The organism is Mesorhizobium sp. M0633 (assembly GCF_040320645.1).
GTDB lineage: Bacteria > Pseudomonadota > Alphaproteobacteria > Rhizobiales > Rhizobiaceae > Mesorhizobium.
On record NZ_JAMYQC010000013.1, the window covers coordinates 139,440 to 164,826 of the forward strand.

24 protein-coding genes and 2 pseudogenes are annotated in these 25,387 nt (G+C 62.4%); 13 read left to right on the plus strand and 13 right to left on the minus strand.

The window, feature by feature from the left end; all coding sequences use genetic code 11:
- Window positions 1–26: 26 nt before the first annotated feature.
- On the plus strand, window positions 27–1,031 hold the full coding sequence (locus NKI47_RS16285) for an asparaginase (RefSeq protein ID WP_352591586.1): 1,005 nt from the start codon (window positions 27–29) through the stop codon (window positions 1,029–1,031).
- Here NKI47_RS16285 and NKI47_RS16290 read toward each other — a convergent pair.
- Window positions 1,024–2,400, minus strand: a complete 1,377-nt coding sequence (locus tag NKI47_RS16290; protein ID WP_352591589.1) for a TIGR03808 family TAT-translocated repetitive protein — start codon at window positions 2,398–2,400, stop codon at window positions 1,024–1,026. The two genes, NKI47_RS16285 and NKI47_RS16290, sit on opposite strands and share 8 nt — an antisense overlap.
- A 130-nt stretch (window positions 2,401–2,530) precedes the next feature.
- Window positions 2,531–3,340: a TetR/AcrR family transcriptional regulator gene (locus NKI47_RS16295; protein ID WP_352591592.1), complete on the minus strand. Its 810-nt coding sequence runs from the start codon at window positions 3,338–3,340 to the stop codon at window positions 2,531–2,533.
- 21 nt (window positions 3,341–3,361) lie between these two features.
- On the opposite strand from NKI47_RS16295, the gene NKI47_RS16300 reads away from it, so the two are divergent.
- Both NKI47_RS16300 and NKI47_RS16305 read left to right on the plus strand, forming a co-directional pair.
- Entirely contained in the window at window positions 3,362–4,180 is an 819-nt protein-coding gene (locus NKI47_RS16300) for a class I SAM-dependent methyltransferase (protein ID WP_352591595.1), read from the plus strand.
- Window positions 4,181–4,322: 142 nt separating this feature from the next.
- Window positions 4,323–4,796: a GreA/GreB family elongation factor gene (locus tag NKI47_RS16305; RefSeq protein ID WP_352507466.1), complete on the plus strand. Its 474-nt coding sequence runs from the start codon at window positions 4,323–4,325 to the stop codon at window positions 4,794–4,796.
- Here NKI47_RS16305 and NKI47_RS16310 read toward each other — a convergent pair.
- The 4 genes from NKI47_RS16310 to NKI47_RS16325 all read right to left on the minus strand — a co-directional run bounded on the left by NKI47_RS16310 (window position 4,793) and on the right by NKI47_RS16325 (window position 9,036).
- A complete protein-coding gene (locus NKI47_RS16310) occupies window positions 4,793–5,182 on the minus strand; it encodes a type II toxin-antitoxin system death-on-curing family toxin (protein ID WP_352454295.1) in 390 nt (129 codons plus the stop codon). The genes NKI47_RS16305 and NKI47_RS16310 overlap by 4 nt on opposite strands.
- Complete coding sequence (locus NKI47_RS16315; RefSeq protein WP_095496758.1) at window positions 5,179–5,400, minus strand: AbrB/MazE/SpoVT family DNA-binding domain-containing protein; 222 nt, start codon at window positions 5,398–5,400, stop codon at window positions 5,179–5,181. The genes NKI47_RS16310 and NKI47_RS16315 overlap by 4 nt, the downstream gene beginning before the upstream one ends.
- Window positions 5,401–5,473: 73 nt before the next feature.
- Complete coding sequence (gene scpA, locus NKI47_RS16320; protein WP_352591599.1) at window positions 5,474–7,597, minus strand: methylmalonyl-CoA mutase; 2,124 nt, start codon at window positions 7,595–7,597, stop codon at window positions 5,474–5,476.
- On the minus strand, window positions 7,594–9,036 hold the full coding sequence (locus NKI47_RS16325) for a methylmalonyl-CoA mutase subunit beta (RefSeq protein ID WP_352591602.1): 1,443 nt from the start codon (window positions 9,034–9,036) through the stop codon (window positions 7,594–7,596). The genes scpA and NKI47_RS16325 overlap by 4 nt, the downstream gene beginning before the upstream one ends.
- A gap of 275 nt (window positions 9,037–9,311) precedes the next feature.
- Between NKI47_RS16325 and NKI47_RS16330 the strand changes: the two genes are divergently transcribed.
- Window positions 9,312–10,850 (plus strand): helicase HerA-like C-terminal domain-containing protein, encoded by a 1,539-nt coding sequence (locus NKI47_RS16330; protein WP_352591605.1) that lies wholly within the window; start codon window positions 9,312–9,314, stop codon window positions 10,848–10,850.
- Between the two features lie 442 nt (window positions 10,851–11,292).
- Here NKI47_RS16330 and NKI47_RS16335 read toward each other — a convergent pair.
- Window positions 11,293–11,522: pseudogene (locus NKI47_RS16335) on the minus strand (L,D-transpeptidase); the annotation flags it as partial.
- Between the two features lie 275 nt (window positions 11,523–11,797).
- On the opposite strand from NKI47_RS16335, the gene NKI47_RS16340 reads away from it, so the two are divergent.
- The 4 genes from NKI47_RS16340 (at window position 11,798) to NKI47_RS16355 (ending at window position 15,035) form a co-directional block, all read left to right on the plus strand.
- Window positions 11,798–12,457, plus strand: a complete 660-nt coding sequence (locus NKI47_RS16340) for a GntR family transcriptional regulator (protein WP_352591608.1) — start codon at window positions 11,798–11,800, stop codon at window positions 12,455–12,457.
- Between the two features lie 132 nt (window positions 12,458–12,589).
- Window positions 12,590–13,126, plus strand: a complete 537-nt coding sequence (locus tag NKI47_RS16345) for a flavin reductase family protein (protein ID WP_352591611.1) — start codon at window positions 12,590–12,592, stop codon at window positions 13,124–13,126.
- Between the two features lie 32 nt (window positions 13,127–13,158).
- Entirely contained in the window at window positions 13,159–14,646 is a 1,488-nt protein-coding gene (locus NKI47_RS16350) for a 4-hydroxyphenylacetate 3-hydroxylase family protein (protein ID WP_352591614.1), read from the plus strand.
- An 8-nt stretch (window positions 14,647–14,654) separates the two neighbouring features.
- On the plus strand, window positions 14,655–15,035 hold the full coding sequence (locus NKI47_RS16355; RefSeq protein WP_352591617.1) for a cupin: 381 nt from the start codon (window positions 14,655–14,657) through the stop codon (window positions 15,033–15,035).
- Window positions 15,036–15,338: 303 nt separating this feature from the next.
- Here the strand turns inward: NKI47_RS16355 and NKI47_RS16360 are convergent, their stop codons facing one another.
- Window positions 15,339–16,163: a L,D-transpeptidase gene (locus NKI47_RS16360; protein ID WP_352578407.1), complete on the minus strand. Its 825-nt coding sequence runs from the start codon at window positions 16,161–16,163 to the stop codon at window positions 15,339–15,341.
- A gap of 174 nt (window positions 16,164–16,337) precedes the next feature.
- Window positions 16,338–17,000 carry a haloacid dehalogenase type II gene (locus tag NKI47_RS16365; RefSeq protein ID WP_352591620.1) on the minus strand — a complete coding sequence of 221 codons (663 nt, stop codon included), beginning with the start codon at window positions 16,998–17,000 and terminating at the stop codon, window positions 16,338–16,340.
- 151 nt (window positions 17,001–17,151) lie between these two features.
- Between NKI47_RS16365 and NKI47_RS16370 the strand changes: the two genes are divergently transcribed.
- From NKI47_RS16370 to NKI47_RS16385, 4 genes are all read left to right on the plus strand, one after another.
- Complete coding sequence (locus NKI47_RS16370) at window positions 17,152–18,030, plus strand: branched-chain amino acid aminotransferase (protein ID WP_292658468.1); 879 nt, start codon at window positions 17,152–17,154, stop codon at window positions 18,028–18,030.
- 107 nt (window positions 18,031–18,137) lie between these two features.
- Window positions 18,138–18,734 (plus strand): superoxide dismutase, encoded by a 597-nt coding sequence (locus NKI47_RS16375; RefSeq protein ID WP_023677850.1) that lies wholly within the window; start codon window positions 18,138–18,140, stop codon window positions 18,732–18,734.
- Window positions 18,735–18,908: 174 nt separating this feature from the next.
- The gene (locus NKI47_RS16380) at window positions 18,909–19,352 is read left to right on the plus strand and encodes a c-type cytochrome (RefSeq protein ID WP_352591623.1); all 444 of its coding nucleotides are present in this window, start codon (window positions 18,909–18,911) and stop codon (window positions 19,350–19,352) included.
- A 9-nt stretch (window positions 19,353–19,361) separates the two neighbouring features.
- Entirely contained in the window at window positions 19,362–20,312 is a 951-nt protein-coding gene (locus NKI47_RS16385) for a cytochrome c (RefSeq protein WP_352591626.1), read from the plus strand.
- Between the two features lie 11 nt (window positions 20,313–20,323).
- On the opposite strand, the gene NKI47_RS16390 is transcribed toward NKI47_RS16385, so the two are convergent.
- The 3 genes and pseudogenes from NKI47_RS16390 to NKI47_RS16400 all read right to left on the minus strand — a co-directional run bounded on the left by NKI47_RS16390 (window position 20,324) and on the right by NKI47_RS16400 (window position 23,669).
- Entirely contained in the window at window positions 20,324–20,707 is a 384-nt protein-coding gene (locus tag NKI47_RS16390) for an SET domain-containing protein (protein WP_352449057.1), read from the minus strand.
- A gap of 145 nt (window positions 20,708–20,852) precedes the next feature.
- Window positions 20,853–21,480 (minus strand): annotated as a pseudogene (locus tag NKI47_RS16395) (LysE family translocator).
- 77 nt (window positions 21,481–21,557) lie between these two features.
- Window positions 21,558–23,669 carry a S9 family peptidase gene (locus NKI47_RS16400; protein ID WP_352591630.1) on the minus strand — a complete coding sequence of 704 codons (2,112 nt, stop codon included), beginning with the start codon at window positions 23,667–23,669 and terminating at the stop codon, window positions 21,558–21,560.
- Window positions 23,670–24,343: 674 nt separating this feature from the next.
- Here NKI47_RS16400 and NKI47_RS16405 point away from each other — a divergent pair.
- The gene (locus NKI47_RS16405; RefSeq protein WP_023677844.1) at window positions 24,344–24,769 is read left to right on the plus strand and encodes a Ros/MucR family transcriptional regulator; all 426 of its coding nucleotides are present in this window, start codon (window positions 24,344–24,346) and stop codon (window positions 24,767–24,769) included.
- Window positions 24,770–24,883: 114 nt separating this feature from the next.
- Here the strand turns inward: NKI47_RS16405 and NKI47_RS16410 are convergent, their stop codons facing one another.
- On the minus strand, window positions 24,884–25,312 hold the full coding sequence (locus NKI47_RS16410) for a SufE family protein (protein ID WP_352591662.1): 429 nt from the start codon (window positions 25,310–25,312) through the stop codon (window positions 24,884–24,886).
- Between the last annotated feature and the right edge of the window lie 75 nt (window positions 25,313–25,387).

Below are 25,387 nucleotides of genomic sequence, written 5' to 3' on the forward strand. Positions count from 1 at the left end.
ACCCGCCCGCATTTGCGGGAGGTGACATGACAAATCCGGTTCTGGTCGAAGTCTTGCGCGGCGCTATCGTCGAGAGCGCCCATCGCGGCGCTGTTGCCGTCTTCGACGCCGACGGCAAGCCCGTCTGGGAGATCGGCGACACGGCACAGCCTGTGTTCCCGCGCTCGGCGGTCAAGGCGATCCAGGCGTTGCCGCTGGTCGAGAGCGGCGCTGCCGATGCCTACGACTTCGGTGACCGGGAGCTGGCGCTGGCCTGCGCCTCCCATTCCGGCGAGCCGCCGCATGTCGAGCTGGCGCGCGCCATGCTGGCGAAAGCCGGCCTCGACGAGACGGCACTCGAATGCGGCGCGCATTGGCCGTCGAGCCACGGGGCGACGCTGGCGCTCGCGCGCGCCGGCCGTGCGCCGAACACCTTGCACAACAATTGTTCCGGCAAGCACTCAGGCTTCCTATGCACCTGCGTTCACAGCGGCATCGCCCATCGTGGTTACGTCAAGGCTGGCCATGCTTCGCAGGAGATGGTGCGCGAAGCGATGCAGGCGGTGACCGGTGCTGCCCATGACGCCGATCACCGCGGCACCGACGGCTGCTCGATTCCGACCTATGCCGTGCCGTTGCGCAGCTTTGCCCTTGGCTTTGCCCGCATGGCGACAGGTGCCGGCTTCGAGCCGGTGCGCGCCCGGGCGGCGAAGCGGCTGCTTTCTGCCTGCATGGCCGAGCCGTTTTTCGTCGCCGGCACGGGCAGGTCCGACGTCGCGATGATGGAGGCCGCCCCGAGTCGGATTTTCGTCAAGGGAGGCGCCGAAGGTGTTTTTTGTGCAGCCCTTCCGGAGCTTGGCCTTGGCATCGCGCTGAAATGCGACGATGGCGCCGGCCGCGCCGCTGAAGTGATGGTCGCGGCCGTGCTGGCTAAGCTGCTGCACGCCGACCACGCGCTCGCTGTGAAATTGATCGAACAGGCAAATCCGCCCATCGAAAGCCGGATCGGCGCCAAAGTCGGCGCGCTCCGGCCGACGGCCACCCTCAACTGACGTGGTTGCGCTCGACGGTCAAATGCGCGTAGCCGGCATTGCCTGATGCGGCGAGGTCACCGGTCACTCGCTCGGCCCAGCGTTGGCCGACGATCGCGCCGTTCTGGACCCCGTCGATGACGTTGTCGGAGATGATTGCCGTTCCGGCACCTTCGACCACGCTGACGACGATGCCGGTTCCGGCCTTGCGGACGATGTTTCCCGTGGCGACCACATTGCGCATGAACGGTCCCCAGCCGATCTGCATGCCGTAGAGCGGCGCATTCTCGACGACATTGCCGGAAACGGTGGTGTCGGCCTCGACGCTGATGCCGACGCCGAAGCCGGGCGCGTCCGCAGGGTAGGGACCGCTGGTCGACAGATTGCGGACGATGTTGCCGGAGCACACGCCCATGCGGCCGCCTTCGTTGAAGTTGACGATCGAAATACCGTTCGCAGCACCATCGACGATGTTGTTGCCGATGACGGCGCCTTCGAACGAGAATTCGGAATACACGGCCGTCTCGCCCGAACGCGAGCAGGTGTTGCCGGTGATCTGCAAATTGCTGGAACTGTTGGCGCGGATCGCCGAGAACGCGCAATCCGAGACAATATTGCCGGAGATGATGACGTTGCCGGCGCGGAACGCATTGATGCCGTTGCCGTTCTGGCCGGTTCCGCCGCTGCGCGCCTGGATGCGCTCGATCCGGTTGCCGCTGACGATGGTGCCGTCTTCCGCCGCCTGCCAGCGGTGCACGAGAATGCCGCCATTGGCGCAGTCGGAGACGCTATTGCCTGATATTTCCAGGCCATCGGCCTCGACCGAATAGATGCCGGCATCGGCCGCACCGGATATCGCCGAGCGCTCGATTCGGCCCGAGGCATGTTCGAGCGCCAGACCGTTCTTGCCGCTGCCGGTCATCTGGCAGTTGTCGACGACCAGATGGGCGATGCGGCGCAGATCGAGCAGGCCTTGCGTGTAGTCGCCCATCCAGCGGTTGCTGCCATCGAACACCAGCCCGCTGAGTTCGATATGCTCGGCCCGTTCGGCCATAATGAGATGGCCATTGCCGCCATAGACGATCCGCGATGCGCCCGGCACGCCGGACAGGCGCACGCGGCCGGGCAGCGACAGGTTGGAAACGATATAGATCCCCGGCGGCAGGAACACCGGCATGTCGCGGTCGTGCGCGTCGCGCAGCAGCTTGGTGAAAGCCTTGCTCTGATCGTCTAGCGCGCCGGGCCGGACGCCGAGCTCGGTCGCGTTGATCGCGCCACGCGTCGCGGCTTTCTCAATGCCGGGCAGGTTCTTCGCCGCTGCCTTGCCAAGCGAAAGCCTCATGATGGCAAAGCCGGTGGTCTGCGCAAGCAGCGTTCTTCTGTTCAACATCGGCACAGATCCCTTGCGGCCAACGCTCACGCCGCAGGATTCGTGCCAGACTAGCCCGGTCGAACTCGTGGTGAAAATCTGAAGCTTGCCAGCCAGGACGGAATATCGCTTTCGGCCCTTCTGTGGGCGATCAAACGAAGCCCCTCTTGAGCCTCTCTTCGATCCTCGTTGGCTCGGCGAACACCGCATTTACCCCGTTGAAGGCAAGTTGCACGAATGTCTGGTCGATCTCCGCGGGGGACAGCTTCGTATCCCTCTCAAGCCACCAGTGCATCACTTCAAAGAACGCGCCAACGATGAAGCGTGTGGCGATCTCAAGTCTGACTCCGCCTTCATCACCTTGGATATTCGCCAACTCATGGCGAACCTGCCTGCTTATCCAGCCGCGGATCTCTTCTGGCATTTCGCGCTTTTTCCCGCCCATCAGCGCACGGTGCATCTCCCGCGTGACAAGAGCATGCTCGAACACCGGACCGCTGAAGGAAAAGCCCTTGGCATTTCTCTGCGAATGGCGTTCGGCACCACGTGCCTGCAAGCCCTTCATATGCTCGTCGATCGTTGCTTTCCTCAAGTAGTCCTTGTCGGGATAGTGCGTGTAGAAAGTCGAGCGGCCGACATCGGCTTCCCTGCAGATGTCCTCGACCGTGATCGCCGTATATCCCTTCTCGGCGGTCAGTCTGAAAAGCGCCTGCTGCAGTCGGCTGCGGGTCCTGGCGACCCGACGGTCGATCGGTCCGGCTGGCATCGGCAACATCCTTTTCCGGCCAAAGGACACCAAATCGTCCAGTATTGGGCGCGTCGGTGCGATGTGGCCAGTAAAACTGATACTGGACACACTGTCCAGTATCCTATGCTCTTGCGGAAGGCCCGGCGCGATGCCCGGCTGGCCGGAGATAAAGCAATGCACCAACGTATTTTCGGAACAATAGTTGGAGGGCATGCGCTAGTCGCGCTCGTCAAAATGGCCGTGGTGCTCGCGGCATTTTTCTCGTTGGGACAGGCAAATGCGGTCTTTTCCTTGGGAGTTCCCGTCCTCCTGCTTCATGCTGGTGCACTCGTCGTAGTCGCGAGCTTATTGATATGGCAAAGCGCTCACCGGCGGCTGTCCGCCAAGGACCGCAGACCGGCCGCCGGCGAGGAGAAGGCGCCGCATGTCGGCATCACGCTTCATTCCGCCGCCCTGTACGATATGCTGGCGTGGCTTCTGACCTTCGGTCGCGAACGTGCTTTTCGCGAAAGGATATTAAGCTTTGCGGAGCTGAAACCGGGAGAAGTGGTCCTGGATGTCGGGTGCGGCACCGGCACCACCGCGCTCCTTGCCAGACAGAAGGTGGGGCCGGAGGGGCGTGTGCACGGCGTCGACGTCTCCGTCGAAATGGTTGCGCGCGCGACGGCAAAGGCCCGGCGAGCCGGGCTACAAGTCGGGTTCTCGACCGCCACCGCTCAGGAACTGCCTTTCAAGGATGGGGAATTTGATGTCGTCCTCAGCACGCTGATGTTCCACCATCTGCCAAAGAAGGGCCGCGAGGAATTCGGCAGAGAGGCCTTCCGCGTCCTGAGGCCGGGCGGTCGTGTGCTTATCGTCGATTTTGCGAAACCGCCGCGCCAGAAGAGCACCTTTCGGCTCCACCGGCATGGTTACGTCGATTTGGACAAAGTTGCAGCGGATCTCGGCCGGCACGGCTTCAATATCGTTGAGCAAGGCGACGTCGGAACCAAGGGGCTCCGCTACCTAGTTGCGCAACCGGACCTTAGCCTTGCGGCCCTCGAAGCGCGATAGTGCGCCAAGTTGAGGCATTCGCATGGTCAGCTTTACACCCCAAGCAGCTGTCTAATCTCGGGTACTGAACCCAGATCTTCACCATTAGCCTCTTCATCAGCAATGGCTTGTGGAGTCGCCATTCCAAGCCTAAGTTCGTCAGATGAGCAGGGCCTTCACCCGCGAGGAAGACAGCGAAAACGCCATTGCCGGCATCGGCGAGCGGCCGATCAGCCATCACCGCAATCTGGTCACGGAACGCGGCATGGCGCTGATCGATGCCGAGGTGGCCGCTCTGCGCGACGAACTGGGCAGAGCCGAAAAGAGGGCCGACCGCGAGCGCATCGCGCTGGTCTCGCGCGATCTCCGCTATTGGACGGCGCGGCGTGAAAGCGCCGAGCTTTCGGTGCCGGAACCGGGCAGCGACCTGGTTCGTTTCGGCATGGGTGTCACCCTGGAAAGCGACGACGGCAAGAAGGTGCACTGGAAGATCGTCGGCGAGGACGAAGCCAATCCGGGCAAAGGGACAATTTCCCATATGTCGCCGATGGCGATGGCGCTGTTCGGCAAGAAGGTCGGCGAAGTTGCCGTGGTCAACGGCAAGGAATGGGAGATCGTCAAGCTCTCCGACAGTTAGTCTTCGAGCTTGACGACATGATCGCGGAAGAACGCCGCGGCACCAGCCTCGTCGATTTCGCCGGCGGCGACGCCCATGACGAATTCGTAAAGCATGCCGTCATTGGCCGACAGGGCATAACCATTCACAATCAGAAATGCGCCGGCCGCGACAATGGCCGTGCGTTTGTTGCCGTCGACAAAGGCATGATTTCTGGCAATGCCGAAGACATAGGTGGCTGCGAGTTCCTCAACCGACGGGTCTCCGCAGTTGGCCTTGTTTTCGGCGCGAGCGAGCGCCGATTCGAGGGCATTTTCATCCCTCAAGCCTTGTGCTCCGCCGTGTCGGCGCAACTGCTCCGCGTGCATGGCTTCGACTGCACGCCGCGTCAGAAGCTCCCAGCTCATTCGGCGAGCTTCTGAAGCGCGACCTTGTATTTGTCCATGACCTCGCGGGCAGCTTTCATTTGCCGCTCGAAGCTGTCGTCCACCGGCTTCAGCGCAAGACCGTCACCTGTTTCAACGATTTGAAGCTGGTCGCCGGCCTTCAGGTTCAGACGATCGAGAAGCTCCCTCGGCAGGATCACGCCTTCGGAATTGCCGATCTTGCGAATGGTCGTGTTCATGGTGAGGCATCCTGTTGCAACGCTGATTATAACTCAGCGTGTTTCTCGTTACAACGGATATTATAACAAAGCGTCAGCCGGCCTCCAGCAGCCTATCCATCAGTCGGTCCGCCGCTTCCGGAATGACCGTGCCGGGCGGGAAGATTTCAGTGGCGCCTGCCTGCCGGACTGCGTCGTAATCCTGCGGCGGGATGACGCCGCCGGCGACGATCAGCATGTCGTCGCGGCCGAGCTTCTTCAGTGCAAGCCTGAGTTCGGGAATGAGCGTCAAATGGCCTGCTGCCAGCGACGAGGCGCCGACGATGTGCACGTCATGCTCGACGGCCAGCCTGGCGATCTCGTCCGGCGTCTGGAACATCGGCCCGACGGTGACGTCGAAGCCTAGGTCGGCAAAGGCGGTGGCGATCACTTTCTGGCCGCGATCATGGCCGTCTTGCCCCATCTTGGCGACCAGAATGCGCGGCTTGCCGCCGGACTTCTCCTCGAACGCGACGATCTTGTCCTGCAGCCGGTCGACCACCGGATTGTCGCCGAGCGCGTTGCGATAGACGCCGGAGATCGTCTGCACCGAGGCGACATGGCGGCCGAAAACCTTTTCCAGCGCCAGCGAAATCTCGCCGACCGTGGCGTTGGCGCGTGCGGCCCGGATGGCGAATTCCAGCAGGTTTGCGTTACTCCCGGCAGCACGGGTAAGCGCATCGAGCGCGCTCTCGACGGCGGCGACGTCACGCGTGCCTTTCAGCCGCTGCAGCTTCGACAATTGCCGCGCCCTGACTTCGGCATTGTCGATCTTCAGCACGTCGACTTCGATGTCCGTGCCGGGACGGTGAGCATTGACACCGACCACGATCTGTTCGCCTGAATCGATGCGCGCCTGGGTGCGCGCGGCAGCCTCTTCGATGCGCAGCTTCGGTAGGCCCTTTTCGATCGCCGCGGCCATGCCGCCGAGGCTCTCGACCTCCTCGATATGCGCAAGCGCACGCGCCGCCAGATCATGCGTCAACCGTTCGACATAGGCGGAGCCGCCCCACGGGTCGATGATGCGCGTCGTGCCGGATTCCTTCTGCAGGATGAGCTGTGTGTTGCGGGCGATGCGGGCCGAATGGTCGGTCGGCAGCGCCATTGCCTCGTCGAAGGAATTGGTGTGCAGCGACTGCGTATGCCCTTGAGTCGCCGCCATCGCCTCGATCATGGTTCGGATGATGTTGTTGTAGGGATCCTGCGCCGTCAGCGACCAGCCCGAAGTCTGGCAATGGGTGCGCAGCGACAGCGAGCGCTCGTCTTTCGGCGAAAAGTTCTTCAGCATCAGGCTGGCCCACAAAAGGCGCGCTGCTCTCAGCTTCGCGACTTCCATGAAGAAATTCATGCCGATCGCCCAGAAGAAGGAAAGGCGCGGCGCGAAACGGTCGATGTCGAGGCCGGCCGCGACGCCGGCGCGGGCATATTCGATACCGTCGGCAATCGTGTAGGCGAGCTCGAGGTCCGCCGTCGCACCTGCCTCCTGCATGTGGTAGCCGGAGATCGAAATCGAATTGAATTTCGGCATATGCTTCGACGTGTAGGAAAAAATGTCCGACACGATCCGCATCGAAGGTTTTGGCGGATAGATGTAGGTGTTGCGCACCATGAACTCTTTCAGGATGTCGTTCTGAATGGTCCCGGTGAGATCCTTCTGCGCGACGCCCTGTTCCTCCGCCGCGACGATATAGAGCGCCATGATCGGCAGCACCGCGCCGTTCATCGTCATCGATACCGTCATCTCGTTAAGCGGGATGCCGTCGAACAGCTGGCGCATGTCGAGAATGGAATCGATGGCGACGCCGGCCATGCCGACATCGCCGGCGACGCGCGGATGGTCGCTGTCGTAGCCGCGGTGCGTGGCGAGATCGAAGGCGACCGACAGGCCTTTCTGGCCGGCGGCAAGGTTGCGCCGGTAGAAGGCGTTGGACTCTTCGGCGGTCGAGAAGCCGGCATATTGCCGGATCGTCCACGGTTGCTGGACATACATCGTCGGATAGGGGCCGCGCACGAAAGGCGGCAGGCCCGGATAGGTATCGAGGTGCGGCAAGCCCTTGAGATCGCCTTGGTTGTAGAGATGCTTGACGGCGATGCCTTCCGGCGTCATCCGCTGGCCTTTGACCTCGACCGGCACCCGCCGTGGCGGCGACCAGGCGATCTGGCTGAAATCCGGGATCATGGCACGGCTCCGATCGACTGATCGATGCGGATCGGAAATAGCGGCTCGCACACCGCAACGCCTTCGGTGAAGGCAGGCCGCCGCTCCGCCGCCAGCGTCTCGACCGGACGCTCGGTCTTCGACGGGTGCAGCGTCGTGCCGACGATCGCCCGTTCGCCCGCCTGGTAGGCGGTGTTGCGGCGGGCGGAAGCTGCCTGGACGCGCCTCTGGATGTGGCCTTGCTCAAGGCTGGTCAGCACGCCGCCTTCCGCCTCGATCTGCTGGAACTCCTGCCAGGCCGCCGCGCAGAGCTCCGCAGTCAGCGCTTCGACGGCGCCCGAACCGCAAACCGGATCGGCGACGTGGTCGATGTGGCTTTCATTGGCCATGATCAGTTGCGCGTTGCGGGCAACGCGGCGAGCAAAATCCGCGGGTAGGCCGTGCGCGATCGTGTGCGGCAGGATGGCGATCGAATCCGCGCCGCCGGCGGCAGCCGCGAAAGCGGCGATGGTGGTGCGCAGGATGTTGGTTTCCGGGTCGGCCGCCGTCATCATCCGGAAGGAGGTTTCGGCATGGATGCTGGCGGTGGAGGGCGGTATCGAGCAGGCCTCCTGGACACGCGCCCACAGCCTGCGCAACGCCCTGACCTTGGCCGTCGAAACGAACTGGTCCTGGTCGACGCTGAGCGCAAAACCGATATGCGGCGCCGCGTAGACGAGCGGCTGGCGCGCCTTCTCGAACAGCCTCAGATAGGAGACGGCCGAGGCGAGCATGGTGCCAAGCTCCTGCGCCTCGGTGGCGCCGGCATTGTGGAATACCCGCCCGTCGGCCTCCAGCAGCACGCCGGGCACACCCATCGAAAAGAAATGCGCCAGCGATTGCGGCATCGAAGCCTGCAAAGCCTCGATCGACATGCGCAGCCTGCCGGTCCCGGCAAAGATCGCCGCCGGATCGATGCCGAAGGAGAGGTTGAGCTTTGCCGGGTCGGAGCGGCGCTTGGTCAAAAACGCCACCAGCCAGTCGGCCACGGCACGGCTCCAGGGATGGGCGTCGATGCGGATCTGGATGCGGTTGAGCGGCACGCCGTCGAGCACGCCCTCCAGCGCCTCCGCCGTCCTCGGCAAGCCATAGCCGAAGGCGTTCGGCGCACCCTCGAAGACAAGCGACAGTCCGGTGGCACCCTGCGCGACGTCTTCCAGCGCCTGCGCACTGGCGCGGCCTATGTCCGGATTGTCGATGCGCTGGCTGACGATCCACGGTGATCCCGGGTTGGCGCGCACGACAGGCTCCGCCGTGACCGAACGCTCGTAGAGCGGCTCGATGCGGATGGCGTCGTCCGTATGCGAGACGAGCTTTTCCTCGAAGGACCCGCCGGCCAGCGCCTTCTCCGCCAGCGCCAGCCATCGTTGCCGGTCGACGTTTGGAAGTTCGGCATCCTGGGTCAAGGCACCGGCGCCCATCGGTTCTCCTCGTTCTAGCGGCCGCAGCGGCCGACTATGTCAGTCTACGGTCCCCGGCCCGATATCACAATGCAGCACACATGCCGTGCAACGCGCCTTCCGTGACGGTGACCGTCAACCGATTGCCAAACATGGGCAGGTTCTGCAAGCTCCAAAAGCCATTTTCGACAACGCCCATTGTCGCTGCGCAATGGCCTCACTATACCTGCGGCGGGGCTCCCTTTTCTTCAAGGGATCAGGGCATTCAACCCTATAGGTTTGCGGAGACCGGACACATGGCCGACGATACCAGTATCTTCATAGGGGCCAGCCGCAAGCCGGACGACAGCTATCAGCGGCCCGAACAGCTTTTGCTGCAATATGGCAATCGTCACGGCCTGGTCACCGGCGCGACCGGCACCGGCAAGACGGTGACCCTGCAGATATTGGCCGAGGGTTTCTCCAATGCCGGCGTGCCGGTATTCTGCGCCGACATCAAGGGCGACCTGTCGGGTATCGCCATGATGGGCACAGCGCAGGATTTCCTGGTCAAGCGGGCCGAGCAGGTCAAGCTCGATCCCTATGAATTCCAGGAATTCCCGGTCATCTTCTGGGATCTGTTCGGCGAGCAGGGCCACCCGATCCGCGCCACCATCTCGGAGATGGGCCCACTGCTTCTGTCGCGGTTGATGAACCTTTCCGAGGCGCAGGAAGGCATCATGAACATCGCCTTCCGCATCGCCGACGAGGAAGGCCTTCTGCTGCTCGACTTGAAGGACCTGCAGTCACTGCTGGCCAATATCGCCGACCGCGCCGAAGAGATCGGCTCCCGCTACGGCAATGTGACGAAACCTTCGGTCGGCGCCATCCAGCGCACGCTGCTGGTCCTGGAGCAGCAGGGCGCTGCCAATTTCTTCGGCGAGCCGGCATTGCGGATCGCCGACATCATGCGCACCACGCGCGATGGACGCGGCGCCATCAGCGTGCTCGCCGCCGACAAGCTGATGATGAATCCCCGGCTTTATGCGACGTTCCTTCTGTGGCTGATGTCGGAGCTGTTCGAGGAACTGCCCGAGGTCGGCGACCCGGACAAGCCGAAGCTGGTCTTCTTCTTCGATGAGGCGCACCTTCTGTTCGACGATGCGCCGAAGGTGCTGATCGACCGCGTCGAGCAGGTGGTCCGGCTGATCCGTTCGAAGGGCGTCGGCGTCTATTTCGTCACGCAGAATCCGTTGGATATCCCTGAAACGGTCCTGGCCCAGCTGGGCAACCGGGTGCAGCACGCACTTCGTGCCTATACGCCGCGCGAACAGAAGGCCGTCAGGACGGCGGCCGAGACGTTCAGACCCAATCCCGATTTCGACTGCGCAACCGTGATCACGCAGCTCGGCACGGGCGAGGCGCTGGTCTCGACGCTGGAAGCCAAGGGCGTGCCGTCCATGGTGCAGCGGACGCTGATCCGCCCGCCGTCCTCGCGCCTTGGCCCGATCACGCCCGACGAGCGCCGCAAGCAGATCACCGAGAGCCCGGTTGCGGGACAATACGATCAGACCATCGACCGCGAATCGGCCTTCGAGATGCTGCAGAAGAAGGCCAAGGACGCCCAGGAGGCACAGGCGCAGCAACAGGACGCAGGCCGTTCGCGCTGGACCATTCCCGGTTTCGGCAATGACGAGCCCGCTCCTCAGCCCAGCGGTGGCCGGCGGGCGCCGCGGCCCTCCAACCGTCAGACGGTGGCGGAGGCGGCAATCAAGTCGGTGGTGCGCTCGGTCGGTTCGTCGGTCGGACGAGCGATCGTCCGCGGCATTTTGGGGAGCTTGTCGAGGGGCAGGTGAGGGGCATCGGACCCGAAGGCGGCATCGGTGTGGGCAAATTCTGTCCTGGCATCAAGCGCCAGTAGCCAGATCTGGAGGACAGCGGACGGCGGCTATGCGCCATTTCGAGACCTTTCTGACTGTCGCCGACAATGTCGCGCTTCGGACCCGAAGCCGCTGTCCGGCCAATGGGACTCCGGGCTACAAAGCGACACCCAACAACCTGCAACCGCCGGCTCGAGGCAGAACGACCGCTTGAGCCTCGAAACTGAAGTTTGATTGCCACGCGCCGAATGTCCTTTTGGGGTCATGAGCTGTCACTGGTGGCGTCTGCACACGGCGCCGCAAAATCCGCTGCTCAACGTAAGCATCAAATCCAAAGGCGGGCGCCGGTACGGGCAAGCCGACGCTCGGCAACACCAGCAGGAGCGAGGAAGATCCCGCCCCTGTGCTTTCGACCAGCTCAGAAGATAGAGTTTGTGATCGATTTTATAGGGCCGAGGAGGATCGATCCTTCCGGCACGCCGGCTTGATCGGAATGGCTTTGCGGTTTGCTGTCGACACCATCGGCTGGCCGATGTCGGCTGTCACCACTACCGAGGTCTTGTTCGGCAGGCGATCATAGAGATCGATAATGTCCTGGTTCATCAGGCGCACACAGCCCGACGACACCGACTTGCCGATCGACCGCCAAGAGCGGCCGGACTTCCTGAATGGCAGGAGCGACAAAATACGCGTTTGCCCTGACCGCTTTCTATCCGGCGGGGAGTTCCAGAGCCTTGTCATAAGCTGAAGGCTGAACGTGCCGACCCGCCAAGGTGTGCAAATTCCTGACGTTGGCGCTCGGCGCAGCCAGGTGGCAAGTTGCTTGAAATTCTAATCAACAACATGTATACATGATGTCTATGAGCGAGCGGCATCAATCAGAACGCACTGCGATAGGTCAACGAAGCGATGCTGCGCAGGACGTGGTCTACCGCTGGCTGAAGCAGCATGTGCTCACCTTGCCCAGCCGCGAGGGCAAGTTCCTTACCGAGGCGGAAGTCTGTCGCGAGACGGGAACGTCGCGGACGCCGGTGCGCGAAGCTCTGTTGCGGCTCGAAGCCGACGGCTTCCTGCAGATCGTGCCGAAGAAGGGCGCCTATGTTCCGCCGATTACCGAGGCGGAGATCGAAGCGGTCATGCAGGCCCGGAGCCTGGTGGAGGAGTGGTGCGCGCGACAGGCCGCCGGCTTCGGCAACATGCTTGCCGTGGAACTCGACAGGTTGGTCGCCCTCCAGATGGAGGTGCAGCACGACCCTGTTGCGTTCATTGAGCGCGACCGGGAATTTCATCGCACGATCGTGCGCGCCGCTGGCAATCCGGTGCTCGCCGAATTCTATGAGGGCCTGCGGGATCGTCAGTTGCGGATGGGCGTGCACGCCGTCACAATCTCCGGTGGGCGCGGCGACAGGGTGCTTGCCGAACATGCAGCGATCGTCGAGGGCATACGCCGCGGACAGCCCGAACAGGCGGCCGCAGCCGTTGCCCAGCATCTGGCGCGGACGCTGGTCGCCCTACGGCTGCCGAGGGCGGCAGGCTGGGGCGCGGTTGCAACCGCGCGCGGGCCGGCGGTGGTGACGCAGTGAAAAAGGGGCCGCGGCGCTCGCATCGGCAATGCGGCCGAACGGTCGGAACACACAGTGGCGGCGGGCAGTTGGCCAGCGGAATTGGTGAATTGATTTTTGTGACCTAACAAATCGATGCCGAAAGGGCCGGGCATGATCATCGAAGGAGAAACGGCTTTCGACGTGCGCGCGTTCCGGCAGGCGCTTGGACAATTTCCGACCGGCGTCTGCGTCGTCACCTGTCTGGCTGACGGCGAGCAACTTGGCATGACGATAAGCTCGTTCAACTCGCTGTCTCTCGACCCGCCCCTCGTCCTTTTTAGCATTGACCGTCGTTCAGCCAGCCTGCCGCTCTGGGGGAAGGCTGCCAGTTACACGGTCAACGTTCTCTCGGAAAACCAGAAGGACATTTCCAACCGCTTCGCCAAGCCGCTTTCCAACAAGTGGGAAGGAGTGCGGTTCGAGCAGGGCCGCTCCGGCGCCCCGGTGCTACCCGGCGTGGCGGCGCTGTTCGATTGCGAGCCGTGGGCCAGGCACGAAGCCGGGGACCACGTGCTGTTCATCGCCAGGGTGAAGCATTTCCGGTCCTTCGCCGACCGGCAGGCGCTGGTTTTCAGCAAGGGGCGCTACGCATCACTGCAGCCAACGGAGTTCACGGCGCCGCTTTGGCCGCTCGACATCCATTATTGATTTCTTGGGCACTACTGATCGCGGAGGGTAAGATGATCAAGACCGGGGCGCAGCATATCGAGATGCTGAGGGATGGAAGGCAAGTCTACATCAATGGCCAGGGCGCCGGCGACGTCACCGCGCATCCAGCCTTCCGCCAGACCATCCGGTCGGTCGGCGCGCTCTACGATTTCCAGGCGCGACCGGACAACCGGGAGCTGATGACCTTCGAGGTTCCCGAAAGTGGCGGACAGCGGGCCAACCGCATCTGGCAGTTGCCGCGCAGCCATGCCGACCTTGTCGAGCGGCGCAAGGCGCTGGAAGCCTGGACGGAGCTTCATTATGGCTTTCTCGGCCGCGCGCCGGACCATGTCGCTTCTTGCATTTCCGGCATGTTCATGGGAATCGAGGTCTTCGAGGCTTACGACAAGCCGCGCGCCGCGGCGCTTGCTGACTATTACCGTTACGCCCGGGACAATGAGCTCTATCTCACCTATGTCATAATCAATCCGCAGGCCGACCGCTCGAAGCCGACGGGCGAGCAGCAGGACCGTTTTCTCACCGCCGGCATCGTCGACCAGGACGCCGCAGGCCTGACGATCCGCGGCGCCAAGATGCTGGCGACCGGCGGCATCATGGCAAACGAGGTGTTCGTCACCTGCATCCAGCCACTGCGCGAGGGCGACGAACCTTATGCGGTGTCCTTCGCCGTGCCGATGAATGCCGGCGGGCTGAAGATCCTGTCGCGCAAATCCTACGAGGAGAGCGCCGTCAGTGTCTTCGACAATCCACTCGCCAGCCGCTTCGACGAGAACGATGCCGTGCTCTACTTCGACGATGTGAAAGTTCCCTGGGACCGCGTCTTCATCAACCAGGACATCGCCATGTGCCAGCGGCAGTTCCATGCCACCCCGGCGCATGTGTTCCAGAATTATCAGGCACAGATCCGCCTGATGGTGAAGATGCGCTTTCTCGTCGGCATCGCCCGGCGCATCGCCGAGACCAATGGCGTCATCAACTTTCCGCAGGTGCGCGAGACGCTGGGAGCGCTGGCGGCGCAGAACACCATGGTCGACGCGCTGGTGCACGCCATGGAGGTGAAGGGCAGCATGCTTGGCGGCTATTTCGTGCCCGACGCACATACGCTCTATTCGGCTCAGGTGCTGACACAGCAGCTCTATGCCGGGGTGATTTTGGCCTTGCGCGAGTTGGCGGGCGGCGGACTGATCATGCTGCCGTCCTCCGTCCAGGATTTCGCCGATCCGGAGCTGCGCAGTCTGATTGAAAGGACGCAGCAATCGCCGGTCCTCTCGTCGGAGGGCCGGGTAAAATTCTTCAAGCTGGCCTGGGATGCGGTCGGGTCGGAGTTCGCCTCGCGCCACTTGCAATACGAGATGTTCTATGCAGGCGCCACCTTCGTGACCAAGGGGCACAGCTTCCGCACCTTCGACTGGGACCGCTGCACGCAGCTCGTCGATCAGATGCTGGACAGCTATTCGCTGGAAGACGAGGTCGACCGTGCCGCTCTGGCTGCCGCTTGAGGTTTGCGATGCCCATCCGAAAGGAACATAAGGAATTTCACACCATCGACATGACCGGGGATGGCTGGCATTCGCCGCCTGGTTACCCGTCCGGCATCGAGCAGAAGATTCTTGCCGGCCGGCTCGACGAGGCAGGCAAGACCGGGAATCGGACGCGGCTGCTTCGGTTTGCACCAGGCGCCTATACGACGATGCCGTTCGTGCATGAATACTGGGAAGAAGTCTATCTCGTATCGGGAGATCTCATCGTTGGCGGAACTTCGGTCGAAGAGGCGTCTCCGAGTTTTGCCCCGAACACCTACGCCTGCCGGCCGCCTGGCGTCTATCACGGTCCCTTCCGGTCGCAGACCGGGTGCCTGCTGCTCGAACTACACTACTATGAGGCTTAACTTTTTCGAATGATGTCTCGCGAGTGCGCCAGCGAGCCATGCAACGTCTGGCAATATGACGTCTCTGACGGTCCAAATGTCCGTTGCGGATCACGACCGCCGGCTCCGCTAGAGGTCAGCTTTTGGGCTACCAAATCGCCTTGGGAGGGGCGGTTCGGGTCATGAGCTGTCTACCGGCGGCGTCTGCACAGAGCGCGGCAAAATCCGCTGCTCTGCGTAACCATCGGACCTAAAAGCGGGCCACGCCGACGCTCAGCAAAACTAGCAGGAGCGAGGAAGATCCCGCCCGCGCTTTCGCCCAATTCAGAAGATAGAGTTTGTGATCGATTTTATCGGGCCGAGCAGGATCGATCCTTCCGGCACGCCGGCGTCGATCGGAATGGCTTTGCGGTTTGCTGTCGCCACCATCGGCTGACCGATGTCGGCCGTCACCACGACCGGGGTCTTGTTCGGCACACGATCATAGAGATCGATGATGTCCTGGTTCATCAGGCGAACACAGCCCGACGACACCGATTTGCCGATCGACCGCCATTCCGGCGAACCGTGCAAGCGGTAGAGCGTGTCCTGGTTGCCCTGGAAGAGATAAAGCGCCCGCGCGCCAAGCGGGTTCTTGAGCCCACCGGGCATGCCGCCATTCTCGGCGCTGTAGGGTCTCAACTCCGGCTGCCGCGCTATCATGTCGTCCGGCGGCGTCCATTTCGGCCATTTCTGCTTCCATTGGACCACGGCATCGCCCGACCATTCGAAGCCGGCGCGGCCGAGGCCGACGCCATAGCGGATCGCCTGGCCGCCCGGGCGCACCAGGTAGAGGAAGTGATTGGTCGTGTCGACGACGATGGTGCCCGGCTGCTGCCCGGTCGGATCGTCCACGATCTGGCGCAGGAACTGCGGGTCGATCTTGTCGACCGGTATGGCCGGCAGCTCGAAGCCGCCATCCGACATCGGCCCATACATCGTCACATAGTCGCCGAGCGCCGGCTCGACATAGGTCGGCGGCGGTGGCTCGACCGGTTGTTGCGACAGCGTGGTGCAACTGGAGACCGCGACCGAGGCGGCGCCGAGGGCTGCTGCGTTGAGAAAACCGCGACGGCTCAGGCGAAAAGAGGACGATGGGGGTGTGAACATGATTGCCTTTTTTAAGTCTCAAATCGCAACAAAGCATAAATGCGTCCGGTTGCGCGCGGTTGCCCGAGCAATGCCCGGCGCGATAGGCGGTTCCAATTCTGGCCGCAGGGTGGACAAACAAAGGCAAAGCTGTGACTGGATCGTCACTGTTGCGCCGAGGCAACATGTCCGGTGTCACCCCCCGGCGACCAGACCTTCAAGGGACGGCAGGATCAGGGCCGGTGGAAAATCCCGGTATTCCTCTGGCTGATTGGCGCGGTTGATCCACACCGTCCTGAAGCCGAATTTGGTGGCGCCGGCGACGTCCCAGCGGTTGGATGACTGGAAAGAGACAGCGCCCGGATAGAGGCGCCAGCCCGTGGTGACCATGTCGTAGACCGACGGATCGGTCTTGAAGCGCCTGACGCTGTCGACGGAATAGACGTCGTCCAGGACCTGGTCGAGCGCGGCGGACTTGACGGCCGCTTGCAGCATTTCAGGCGAACCGTTGGACAGGATCGCCAGCCTTGCTCCCGATGCCTTGAGCGCCTTGAGCACGGCCGGCACCTCCGGATAGCAGTCCAGCCGCCAATAAGCCTCGAGCAGCTTCGCCTTCAGCCCGGCATCGGCGGACGGAACCTTGCTCAGGGCGAAATCGAGCGCCTGCTCGGTGAGCTGCCAGAAATCGGCATAGGCCCCCATCAGCGTCCTGACCCAGGAATATTCCAGCTGCTTGGCGCGCCAGATCTCGGACAGCAACTGGCCGTCCGGCCCGATCTGGTCGGCGTGACGGCGCACGGCCGCATGCACGTCGAACAGCGTGCCATAGGCGTCGAAAACGTAAGCCGCGAACTGCATTCGATAGTTTTGAGGCCGCGTAAGGCAAGGCGCAAGCGCTGATTGCAGTCCGCCAGCCCGCTGGCCTCAACAAATCTCAGCCAAGCCGGTTGACGGCGGCCGCCAAAGCATCTTCCAATGCGCCGCAACAAGCATCGAACGGAACCTGGCAATGACACTGGCGACTGCGGCGCAATCCGCGACATGGACCTTCGTCGACGGCGACTGGTACGAGGGCAATGTTGCCATTCTAGGGCCGCGCAGCCACGCCATGTGGCTCGGCACCAGCGTGTTCGACGGCGCCCGCTGGTTCGAGGGCGTCGCTCCCGATCTCGATCGCCATGCAGCGAGGGTGAACGCCTCGGCGATCGCGCTCGGCCTGAAGCCGACGATGAGCACCGACAAGATCGTCGGCCTGACCTGGGACGGGCTGAAGAAGTTCGACGGCAAGACGGCGGTCTATATCAGGCCGATGTATTGGGCCGAGCATGGCGGCTATATGGGCGTCCCGGCCGACCCGGCCTCGACGCGTTTCTGCCTTTGCCTCTACGAATCGCCGATGATCTCGCCGGCGGGGTTTTCGGTGACGGTGTCGCCGTTCCGGCGCCCGACCATCGAAACCATGCCGACCAACGCCAAGGCCGGCTGCCTTTATCCCAACAACGGCCGGGCCATCCTAGAAGCCAAGATGCGCGGCTTCGACAATGCGCTCGTGCTCGACATGCTGGGCAATGTCGCCGAGACCGGGACCTCGAATATTTTCCTGGTCAAGGACGGCCATGTCCTGACGCCGGCGCCGAACGGCACCTTCCTGTCCGGCATTACCCGCGCGCGCACCATGGCCCTGCTAGGCGAATACGGCTTCACGACGACGGAAAAGACGCTGTCGATCCGCGACTTCCTGGAGGCGGACGAAATCTTCTCGACGGGAAACCACTCGAAAGTCGTGCCGGTCACCCGTATCGAGGATCGCAATCTGCAGCCGGGACCGGTGGCCAAGAAGGCGCGCGAACTCTATTGGGAATGGGCGCATTCGACTTCGCCCGGCTGACCCGCTAAAAAGCGGCCGGCGCTTCGTTTCCGGAGTTGTTCCAGACCAATCCAGTCCTATGTTAGTCCGGTATCGACACCGGATTTTTCCACGAGGGAGTACGACCGATGGCTTTTGAATTGCCCGCCTTGCCCTATGATTACGAGGCTTTGCAGCCTTATATGTCCAAGGAAACGCTGGAATATCATCACGACAAGCACCACAAGGCCTATGTCGACAACGGCAACAAGCTGGCCGCCGAGGCGGGCATGGGCGATTTGTCGGTCGAAGAGGCCGTCAAACAGTCCTTCGGCAAGAATGCGGGCCTCTTCAACAATGCCGCCCAGCACTACAATCATATCCATTTCTGGAAATGGATGAAGAAGGGCGGCGGCGGCAACAAGCTGCCGGGCGCATTGCAAAAGGCGGTCGACAGCGACCTTGGCGGCTATGACAAGTTCAAGGCCGACTTCATCGCCGCCGGCACCACCCAGTTCGGTTCGGGCTGGGCCTGGGTCTCGGTCAAGGACGGCAAGCTGGCGATCTCGAAGACGCCGAATGGCGAGAACCCGCTCGTCCATGGCGCGACGCCGATCCTCGGCGTCGATGTCTGGGAACATTCCTATTACATCGATTATCGCAACGCCCGGCCGAAATATCTCGAAGCCTTCGTCGACAGTCTCATCAACTGGGACTATGTGCTCGAACTCTACGAAAAGGCCTGATCCGTTCCAGAAAGCCCCGGCAGAACCGGGGCTTTTCTTTTTCAGCATCAGAACGACAGCTGCAAAAATTTCACGCAAGCGTGAGGCGAAGCGTCGGAATTTTTAAGCCATCCTTGCCGTTTGTCATCGGGGTGGGGCCGCATCCTGAATTGCCTTCAACATGGAGCCAAGTGAATGAGAAAGCTTATCCTCGCCATCTCGATGCTCGCCTTCGCCGGTTCGGCGGCATTTGCCGACCCGGTAGCCGACCGGCAGGCCCTGATGAAGGAACGTGGCAAGATCGCCGCCGGCTTGTCGAAAGTGGTCAAGGGCGAGACGCCCTACGACGCCGCTTCGGTGCTGACGGCGTTGCAGGCACTGCAGGTCAATGCCGAGAAATTCCATGCCGGCGTCGACACGCTTTTCCCGGCGGGCAGCGACACCGGCGACACGACGGCGTCCCCAAAAATCTGGCAGGACATGGCCGGCTTCAAGACGGCTGAAGGCAAGTACCTCGCCGACGTCAAGGCGGCGGTCGCCGCAGCACCTGCGGATCCCGACGCGTTGAAGGCGCAGTTCAACACCATCGGCGGCGGCTGCGGCAACTGTCATCAAAACTACAGGGTGAAAAAAGGCTGATAGCGGGCAATGCGCTTGCTGAAGAAACTTGTCGGCGCCGCCCTCGTTCTGGGCGGCGCGGCCGCGATTGCCAGCTGGTTCCTGTCGGCTCCGGTCAGGCTCGATGCCGCAACGCTGGCTGAGCTTGGTCCTGGCGACGCGGCCAGGGGCAAGCGCATCTTCTACGCCGGCGGCTGCACATCCTGTCATGCCAAGCCTGGCTCGCAAGGCGACGCCCGTCTTCAGCTGGCGGGCGGCCTTGAACTCAAGACGCCATTCGGCACCTTCGTGCCGCCGAACATCTCGCAGGATACCAGGGACGGCATCGGCGCCTGGTCGGTCGAGGATCTTGCCAACGCCATGCTGAAGGGCGTGTCGCCGTCGGGCGAGCATCTCTATCCGGCATTTCCCTATACTTCCTACGCGCGCATGAAGCCGGCCGACATTGCCGATCTCTATGCATTCCTGAAGACGTTACCCGCGGTCGCCGGCAAGGCGCCCGCCAATTCGCTGGCATTTCCCTTCAACGTCCGACGCGGCCTTGGTCTGTGGAAATTGCTCTATTTGAGTGACCAGCCGGTCGTTTCCTTTCCCGACGGCACACCGGATCCGGTGTTGACAGGCCGCTATCTGGTCGAAGGCCCCGGCCATTGCGGCGAATGCCACACGCCGCGGGATCTTGCCGGCGGCACCAGGAAGAGCCAATGGCTTGCAGGTGCGGCCGCCGCCGAAGGCAGCGGCATCGTGCCGAACATCACGTCGGGCGAGGGCGGCATCGCGGACTGGTCCGAGGCCGACATCGCCAACTATCTCGAAACCGGCTTCACGCCGGATTTCGATACGGTCGGCGGCGCTATGGTCGACGTGCAGCGGAACATGGCCGTGCTGACCCCGGAGGACCGCGCGGCGATCGCCGCCTACCTGAAAGCCGTGCCGCCGCATCCCAACGGCTATCCGGCTCGCAAGAAGCCGGCGAGCTGACAGCTGTTGCGTCAGCGGTCGCCGAGAAAGTCGAAGCCGGTTTCGAAGAAGTGATTGTAGTCGCAGGTCATTTCCTCGCCGGGCGCAATGTCGCGCAAGGCATAGGTCTCCTCCGGCTGCGAGACGTCGCAATTCGGGCTGTCGGCATGGTTCATGTAGCGCGCATCGTCGGCTTCGAAGACGATGTAATTCGGGTCGCGCCGGTCCGGATAGGCGTAGCGGTCGAGATAGGTTCTGACCGGCCCGGTTTCCCGCTCGTAGGCCGCTACCTCGATGCGCCGGTCGTATTTCGGGTCGAGCTTCCAGACCAGCGTGCCGCGGGCAATGTGGTTCTTGGCAAAGACGCCGATGCCCTGGATGGGCGATTTGTCGAGATAGACATCGACGAGCAACATGGCAGATCCCTGGGTGATTGTGTGTTGGCGCGGCTGTGAAAAGGCCGCGCACTGGGTAGCGCGCGGCCTTTGCAATTGCGAGCGGAAAATCAGCTGTGCCTGCCCATTATCCGAAGCCTCGTACGGCTCGTCGCCTGTCGAGACCCTAGCGCTGTTGCAGCGCCAGCCGGACGCCTAAGGCGCAATAGATACCGCCGACAGCCTTGCCTTGCCATCTCAGCACCGTCGGGTTTCGGCGCAGGAATGCACCGAGGCCGCCCGCACCCACGGCGAAAACCACCGTGCTGACGAGGCCCAACAGAACAAAGATGACGCCCAATATCGCCAGTTGAAGCATCACCGATCCGTTTTCAGGCCGCACGAACTGCGGAAGAAATGCGAGGAAGAAAAGCGCGGTCTTGGGATTGAGAACCTCGGTCAAAACAGCCTGCCGAAATGCTTTGGCAGCGGGGATCGCAAGTGCGCCGGCGGCCGGATAGGCCGGCGTTTTCTCGATGATCGCGCGAATGCCGAGATAAAATGAGGTAGGCTGCGCCGATGTACTTCACGATGCTGAAAAGCGCCGCCGACGTGGCAATGATCGCCGAAATGCCGACGATCGCCATGAAGGTGTGAACCACGTCGCCGGCCGCGATCCCGGCGCCGGTCGCAATGCCCACCCTGGTTCCGGAACTGGTTGCCCGCGCCACCGTCAGAAGAGTGGCGGGACCCGGGATAAAGACAAAGCCAAGCACAACCGCGACATAAGCTATCAACGTGGCGAGATCGATCATTGGTGGGCTCCGCAACTCTCACCGCCAATGAAGCCACGTCGCGGAACGGAAGGCAATGACCGCTCATCCGCCGATGTTCACGCCGCAAGCTCGGCCTTGCCCGTCACCTTGAGCGCGAAGGCGTAGGTGAAGGCGATTTCCTCCAGTCTTGAAAACCGGCCGGAGGCGCCGGCATGGCCTGAATCCAGGTTGATCTTGAACAGCACCGGATTCCCACCTGTCTTGCGGTCGCGCAGCCGCGTCACCCATTTGGCCGGCTCCCAATAAGTGACGCGCGGGTCGGTCAGGCCGGCCAGCGCCAGGATCGGCGGATAGTCGAGTGCGGCGACATTGTCGTAGGGCGAGTAGGCGGCGATGGTCCGGTAATCCTCCGCTGACGCGATCGGATTGCCCCATTCCGGCCATTCCGGCGGCGTCAGCGGCAAGCTGGCGTCGAGCATGGTGGTGAGCACGTCGACGAAGGGAACCTCGGCGACGATGCCGCCGAAGCATTGCGGCGCCATGTTGGCGACCGCGCCCATCAGCATGCCGCCGGCCGAACCGCCTTGCGCAACGATGCGGTCATGCTGTGTATAGCGTTCGGCGACAAGGTGGTGGGCGGCAGCGACAAAATCGGTGAACGTGTTCATCTTGTTCGCCCGCTTGCCGTCGTCGTACCAGCCATAGCCCTTGTCCTTGCCGCCGCGAACATGGGCTGTCGCGTAGACAAAGCCGCGGTCGACCAGCGAAAACAGATTGGTGTTGAACGCGGCGGGTACGGCTATGCCGTAAGATCCGTAGCCGTAAAGCAGGCAAGGGGCGGACCCGTCGAGCGGTGTGTCGCGGTGATGGAGGAGCGAGATCGGCACCAGTTCGCCGTCGGCGGCAGGCGCCATCAGCCGGCGCGTGACGTAGTGCTCCGGGTCGTGGCCGGACGGCACTTCCTGGGTCTTGAGCAGCACCCGCTCGCGGGTGCGCATGTTGTAATCGAAGACCTGCGCCGGGGTCGTCATCGACGAATAGGAAAAGCGCATGATCTCGGTGTCGTATTCGTAGGAGCCGGACAGGCCGAGCGAGAAGGCTTCCTCGTCGAAGGAGATCAGGTGCTCCTCGCCGCTCTTGCGGTCGCGCACGACGATGCGCGGCAGGCCTTCCTTGCGCTCGAGCCGGACCATGTGGTCCTTGAAGCCGATCACCGAAAGGATCAGCCGGCCCGCTTCGTGCGGCACCAGTTCCTGCCAGTTGGCGCGCACCGGATCATGGGCCGGCGCCGTCATGATCTTGAAGTCCTTGGCGCCGTCGGCATTGGTGAGGATGAAGAAGATGTCGCCGCCTTCCTCGAGTTCGTACTGCAGGCCCGTCTGGCGCGCCGCAACCAGCTTCGGCTCTGCGAACGGATCGTCGGCGCTCATGATGCGGTATTCCGAGGTCTCATGATCGTTGATGCCGATCATGATCCACTCGTTGGAGCGCGTGCCACCGACATCCATGAAGAAGCCGGGATCGGTCTCCTCGTAGATCAGCCGGTCGTTTTCAGGACCGTCGCCAAGCGCATGGAACAGCACTTTGGAAGGACGGTGGTTGGGGTCGAGGCGGGTGTAGAAAAAACCGTCATTGCCGGCATCCCACACACCGCCGCCGCCGGTGTCCGGGACCCTGTCCGCCAGATCGTTGCCGCCGGCCAGATCGCGGACGCGCAGCGTGTAGAATTCGGAACCCTTGTCGTCGAAGGCCCAGAGCAGCTTGCTGTGGTCGTCCGAATGATCGACGCCGCCCAGGCGGAAATAGGGCTTGCCCTCGGCCTCGGCATCGCCGTCGAGCAATATCTGCTTGTCGCCGCCGTCACGCGCCGTGCGGAAATAACGCGGCTGCTGGCCGCCAAGCTTGAAGGAGGAGCCGTAGGCGTAAGGTCCGTCCTTCATCGGCACGGAAGAATCGTCTTCCTTGATGCGTCCCTTCATTTCCGCGAAAAGCTGCTTCTGCAGTTGGACCGTATCGGCCATCAGCGCCGCCTGGTAAGCATTCTCGGCTTCGAGGTGGGCGCGGATTTGGCCGTCGAGCAGGGACGGATCCCTGAACATCTCTTGCCAATTGGCGGCCCTCAGCCAGGCATAATCGTCCGTCCGCGTTATGCCGTGATGCGTGTCGAAGATCGGCCGCTTCTCCGGCTGCGGCGGCGTGGCGGTCGGAAACACTGGGGTTCTGGTCATTGCGTCTCGCTGTGGAAGCTACTTGAATGGCGAATGAACACGCCGAGCAGCGCGGGTTCAAGGGCTATGATCTATTGTCGTGGTGGCTCGAGAGGACGGGCTGGAGGAGCGGATAACGAATATTTCTTCTCGGACTGCCGCGGTTCTCGCCGTCGCTGCGATGACCCTGCCAGTGCCGGTCAATCTCATGCAACTGCCTTCGCGGCTTGGCAAGTGGCCGATATGGCTGGGTCTACGGAAATACATTACCCCATTTCAATGACACAGCGCACCGCTCCGGCGACGGCTCGCGAGCAACAGTAACGCTTCGCAACCTATGATTTTACTGAATCCGCCGATCATCCAGGCTGTAATGCCGCCGGCAGGGTCAAGCATCGAACTCTATTTACCTGCTGCCGTTTGTGTAATGGCTGCTTGCCGCGGCGTCAGTCGATGCTGGTCTGACCAGAAAAAACGGCAAAGTTACGCTTTGCACGAAAGAGTGAAGCTGAATATGGAAGATTTGACTTGTATCGCTGAATAGACCGAAAGAAGCGAATTGACTTACTTGGCGGCCCGGCCCATTAAGATGCCGCGACGCGAATCGCGGAGGCTTTTTCCTGCACAAGTTCGCGCGATGCCCAACTATCGAAACGGGCGCAAACAGAAACAATTCTCGTTGGGGCCTGAACGCCATGGATATTACCGAAACACCTTCCAGAAACAGTGACGCGCTGATCGAGCTCACCGCCGACGTGGTGGCTGCCTATGTCAGCAACAATCCCGTACCGGTCGGCGAACTGCCGAACCTTATCGCCGATGTCCATGCCGCTCTCGGGCGCGTCGGCGGGGCCGCCGAGCAGCCGCCTGCCGACAAGCAGAAGCCGGCGGTAAATCCGAAGCGGTCGGTGCATGACGACTACATCATCTGTCTCGAAGACGGCAAGAAGTTCAAGTCGCTCAAGCGTCACTTGATGACCCACTATGATCTGACGCCCGACCAGTATCGTGAAAAGTGGAACCTGGACCCGAGCTATCCGATGGTTGCGCCCAATTACGCGGCCGCCCGTTCGCAGCTCGCCAAGAAGATGGGTCTCGGCCGCAAGCGCAAGGGACGCTGACAAGCGGCTCTTCCGGTTTGATACTCAAACGGCGCCTACAGGCGCCGTTTTCGCATTGTGGGGAGACCAAGCTCAGGCCGCCAGTTCTTCATGCCGCCGGCAATTGCCGTCCGGTCAGGCGGTCTGCTTCAGCGCTGCCTCGGCGTCACGCTTGATGCGCTTGACCATCGAGCGAAGACCATTGGCGCGCTGCGGCGACAGGTGCTCGTCAAGTCCGAGTGCCTTCAATGTGGCCTCTGCGTCGGTCCTCTGGATTTCGCTGGCCGGCCGTCCCGAAAACAGCGCCAGCATGATGGCGACCAGGCCGCGCACGATATGCGCGTCGGAATCGCCCTTGAAGGTGATAACGGGGTCGACACCCCCGCCTTGCTCGGTGGTCAGCCAGACCTGGCTGACGCAGCCGGGCACCTTGTTGGCTTGTATGCGTTGCTCGTCGGGAAACGGCGACAGCGCTTCACCCAGTTCAATCACATAGCGATAGCGGTCTTCCCACTCGTCGAGCAGGGAAAAGTCGTCGCGGATGGTCTGGATCGTCGTCGTCATTCCCCCGGATATAGTCATCCGGCGCTGCCACGTCACGGAAAAAGAGGAGAAACGCCGCAGGTGCCGAGAGCGAGA

What these genes read in the sequence shown, in the direction of transcription:
- NKI47_RS16380 (WP_352591623.1), top strand. Translation starts at nt 18,909, where the DNA reads ATGAGAAAGCTTATCCTCGCCATCTCGATGCTCGCCTTCGCCGGTTCG.
- NKI47_RS16315 (WP_095496758.1), bottom strand. Translation starts at nt 5,400, where the DNA reads ATGAACACGACCATTCGCAAGATCGGCAATTCCGAAGGCGTGATCCTG.
- NKI47_RS16290 (WP_352591589.1), bottom strand. Translation starts at nt 2,400, where the DNA reads ATGTTGAACAGAAGAACGCTGCTTGCGCAGACCACCGGCTTTGCCATC.
- NKI47_RS16350 (WP_352591614.1), top strand. Translation starts at nt 13,159, where the DNA reads ATGATCAAGACCGGGGCGCAGCATATCGAGATGCTGAGGGATGGAAGG.
- NKI47_RS16390 (WP_352449057.1), bottom strand. Translation starts at nt 20,707, where the DNA reads ATGTTGCTCGTCGATGTCTATCTCGACAAATCGCCCATCCAGGGCATC.
- NKI47_RS16370 (WP_292658468.1), top strand. Translation starts at nt 17,152, where the DNA reads ATGACACTGGCGACTGCGGCGCAATCCGCGACATGGACCTTCGTCGAC.
- NKI47_RS16375 (WP_023677850.1), top strand. Translation starts at nt 18,138, where the DNA reads ATGGCTTTTGAATTGCCCGCCTTGCCCTATGATTACGAGGCTTTGCAG.
- NKI47_RS16405 (WP_023677844.1), top strand. Translation starts at nt 24,344, where the DNA reads ATGGATATTACCGAAACACCTTCCAGAAACAGTGACGCGCTGATCGAG.
- NKI47_RS16310 (WP_352454295.1), bottom strand. Translation starts at nt 5,182, where the DNA reads ATGAGCTGGGAGCTTCTGACGCGGCGTGCAGTCGAAGCCATGCACGCG.
- NKI47_RS16345 (WP_352591611.1), top strand. Translation starts at nt 12,590, where the DNA reads ATGATCATCGAAGGAGAAACGGCTTTCGACGTGCGCGCGTTCCGGCAG.
- NKI47_RS16410 (WP_352591662.1), bottom strand. Translation starts at nt 25,312, where the DNA reads ATGACGACGACGATCCAGACCATCCGCGACGACTTTTCCCTGCTCGAC.
- NKI47_RS16285 (WP_352591586.1), top strand. Translation starts at nt 27, where the DNA reads ATGACAAATCCGGTTCTGGTCGAAGTCTTGCGCGGCGCTATCGTCGAG.
- scpA (WP_352591599.1), bottom strand. Translation starts at nt 7,597, where the DNA reads ATGATCCCGGATTTCAGCCAGATCGCCTGGTCGCCGCCACGGCGGGTG.
- NKI47_RS16385 (WP_352591626.1), top strand. Translation starts at nt 19,362, where the DNA reads ATGCGCTTGCTGAAGAAACTTGTCGGCGCCGCCCTCGTTCTGGGCGGC.
- NKI47_RS16305 (WP_352507466.1), top strand. Translation starts at nt 4,323, where the DNA reads ATGAGCAGGGCCTTCACCCGCGAGGAAGACAGCGAAAACGCCATTGCC.
- NKI47_RS16300 (WP_352591595.1), top strand. Translation starts at nt 3,362, where the DNA reads ATGGCCGTGGTGCTCGCGGCATTTTTCTCGTTGGGACAGGCAAATGCG.
- NKI47_RS16365 (WP_352591620.1), bottom strand. Translation starts at nt 17,000, where the DNA reads ATGCAGTTCGCGGCTTACGTTTTCGACGCCTATGGCACGCTGTTCGAC.
- NKI47_RS16330 (WP_352591605.1), top strand. Translation starts at nt 9,312, where the DNA reads ATGGCCGACGATACCAGTATCTTCATAGGGGCCAGCCGCAAGCCGGAC.
- NKI47_RS16400 (WP_352591630.1), bottom strand. Translation starts at nt 23,669, where the DNA reads ATGACCAGAACCCCAGTGTTTCCGACCGCCACGCCGCCGCAGCCGGAG.
- NKI47_RS16295 (WP_352591592.1), bottom strand. Translation starts at nt 3,340, where the DNA reads ATGCCCTCCAACTATTGTTCCGAAAATACGTTGGTGCATTGCTTTATC.
- NKI47_RS16355 (WP_352591617.1), top strand. Translation starts at nt 14,655, where the DNA reads ATGCCCATCCGAAAGGAACATAAGGAATTTCACACCATCGACATGACC.
- NKI47_RS16325 (WP_352591602.1), bottom strand. Translation starts at nt 9,036, where the DNA reads ATGGGCGCCGGTGCCTTGACCCAGGATGCCGAACTTCCAAACGTCGAC.
- NKI47_RS16360 (WP_352578407.1), bottom strand. Translation starts at nt 16,163, where the DNA reads ATGTTCACACCCCCATCGTCCTCTTTTCGCCTGAGCCGTCGCGGTTTT.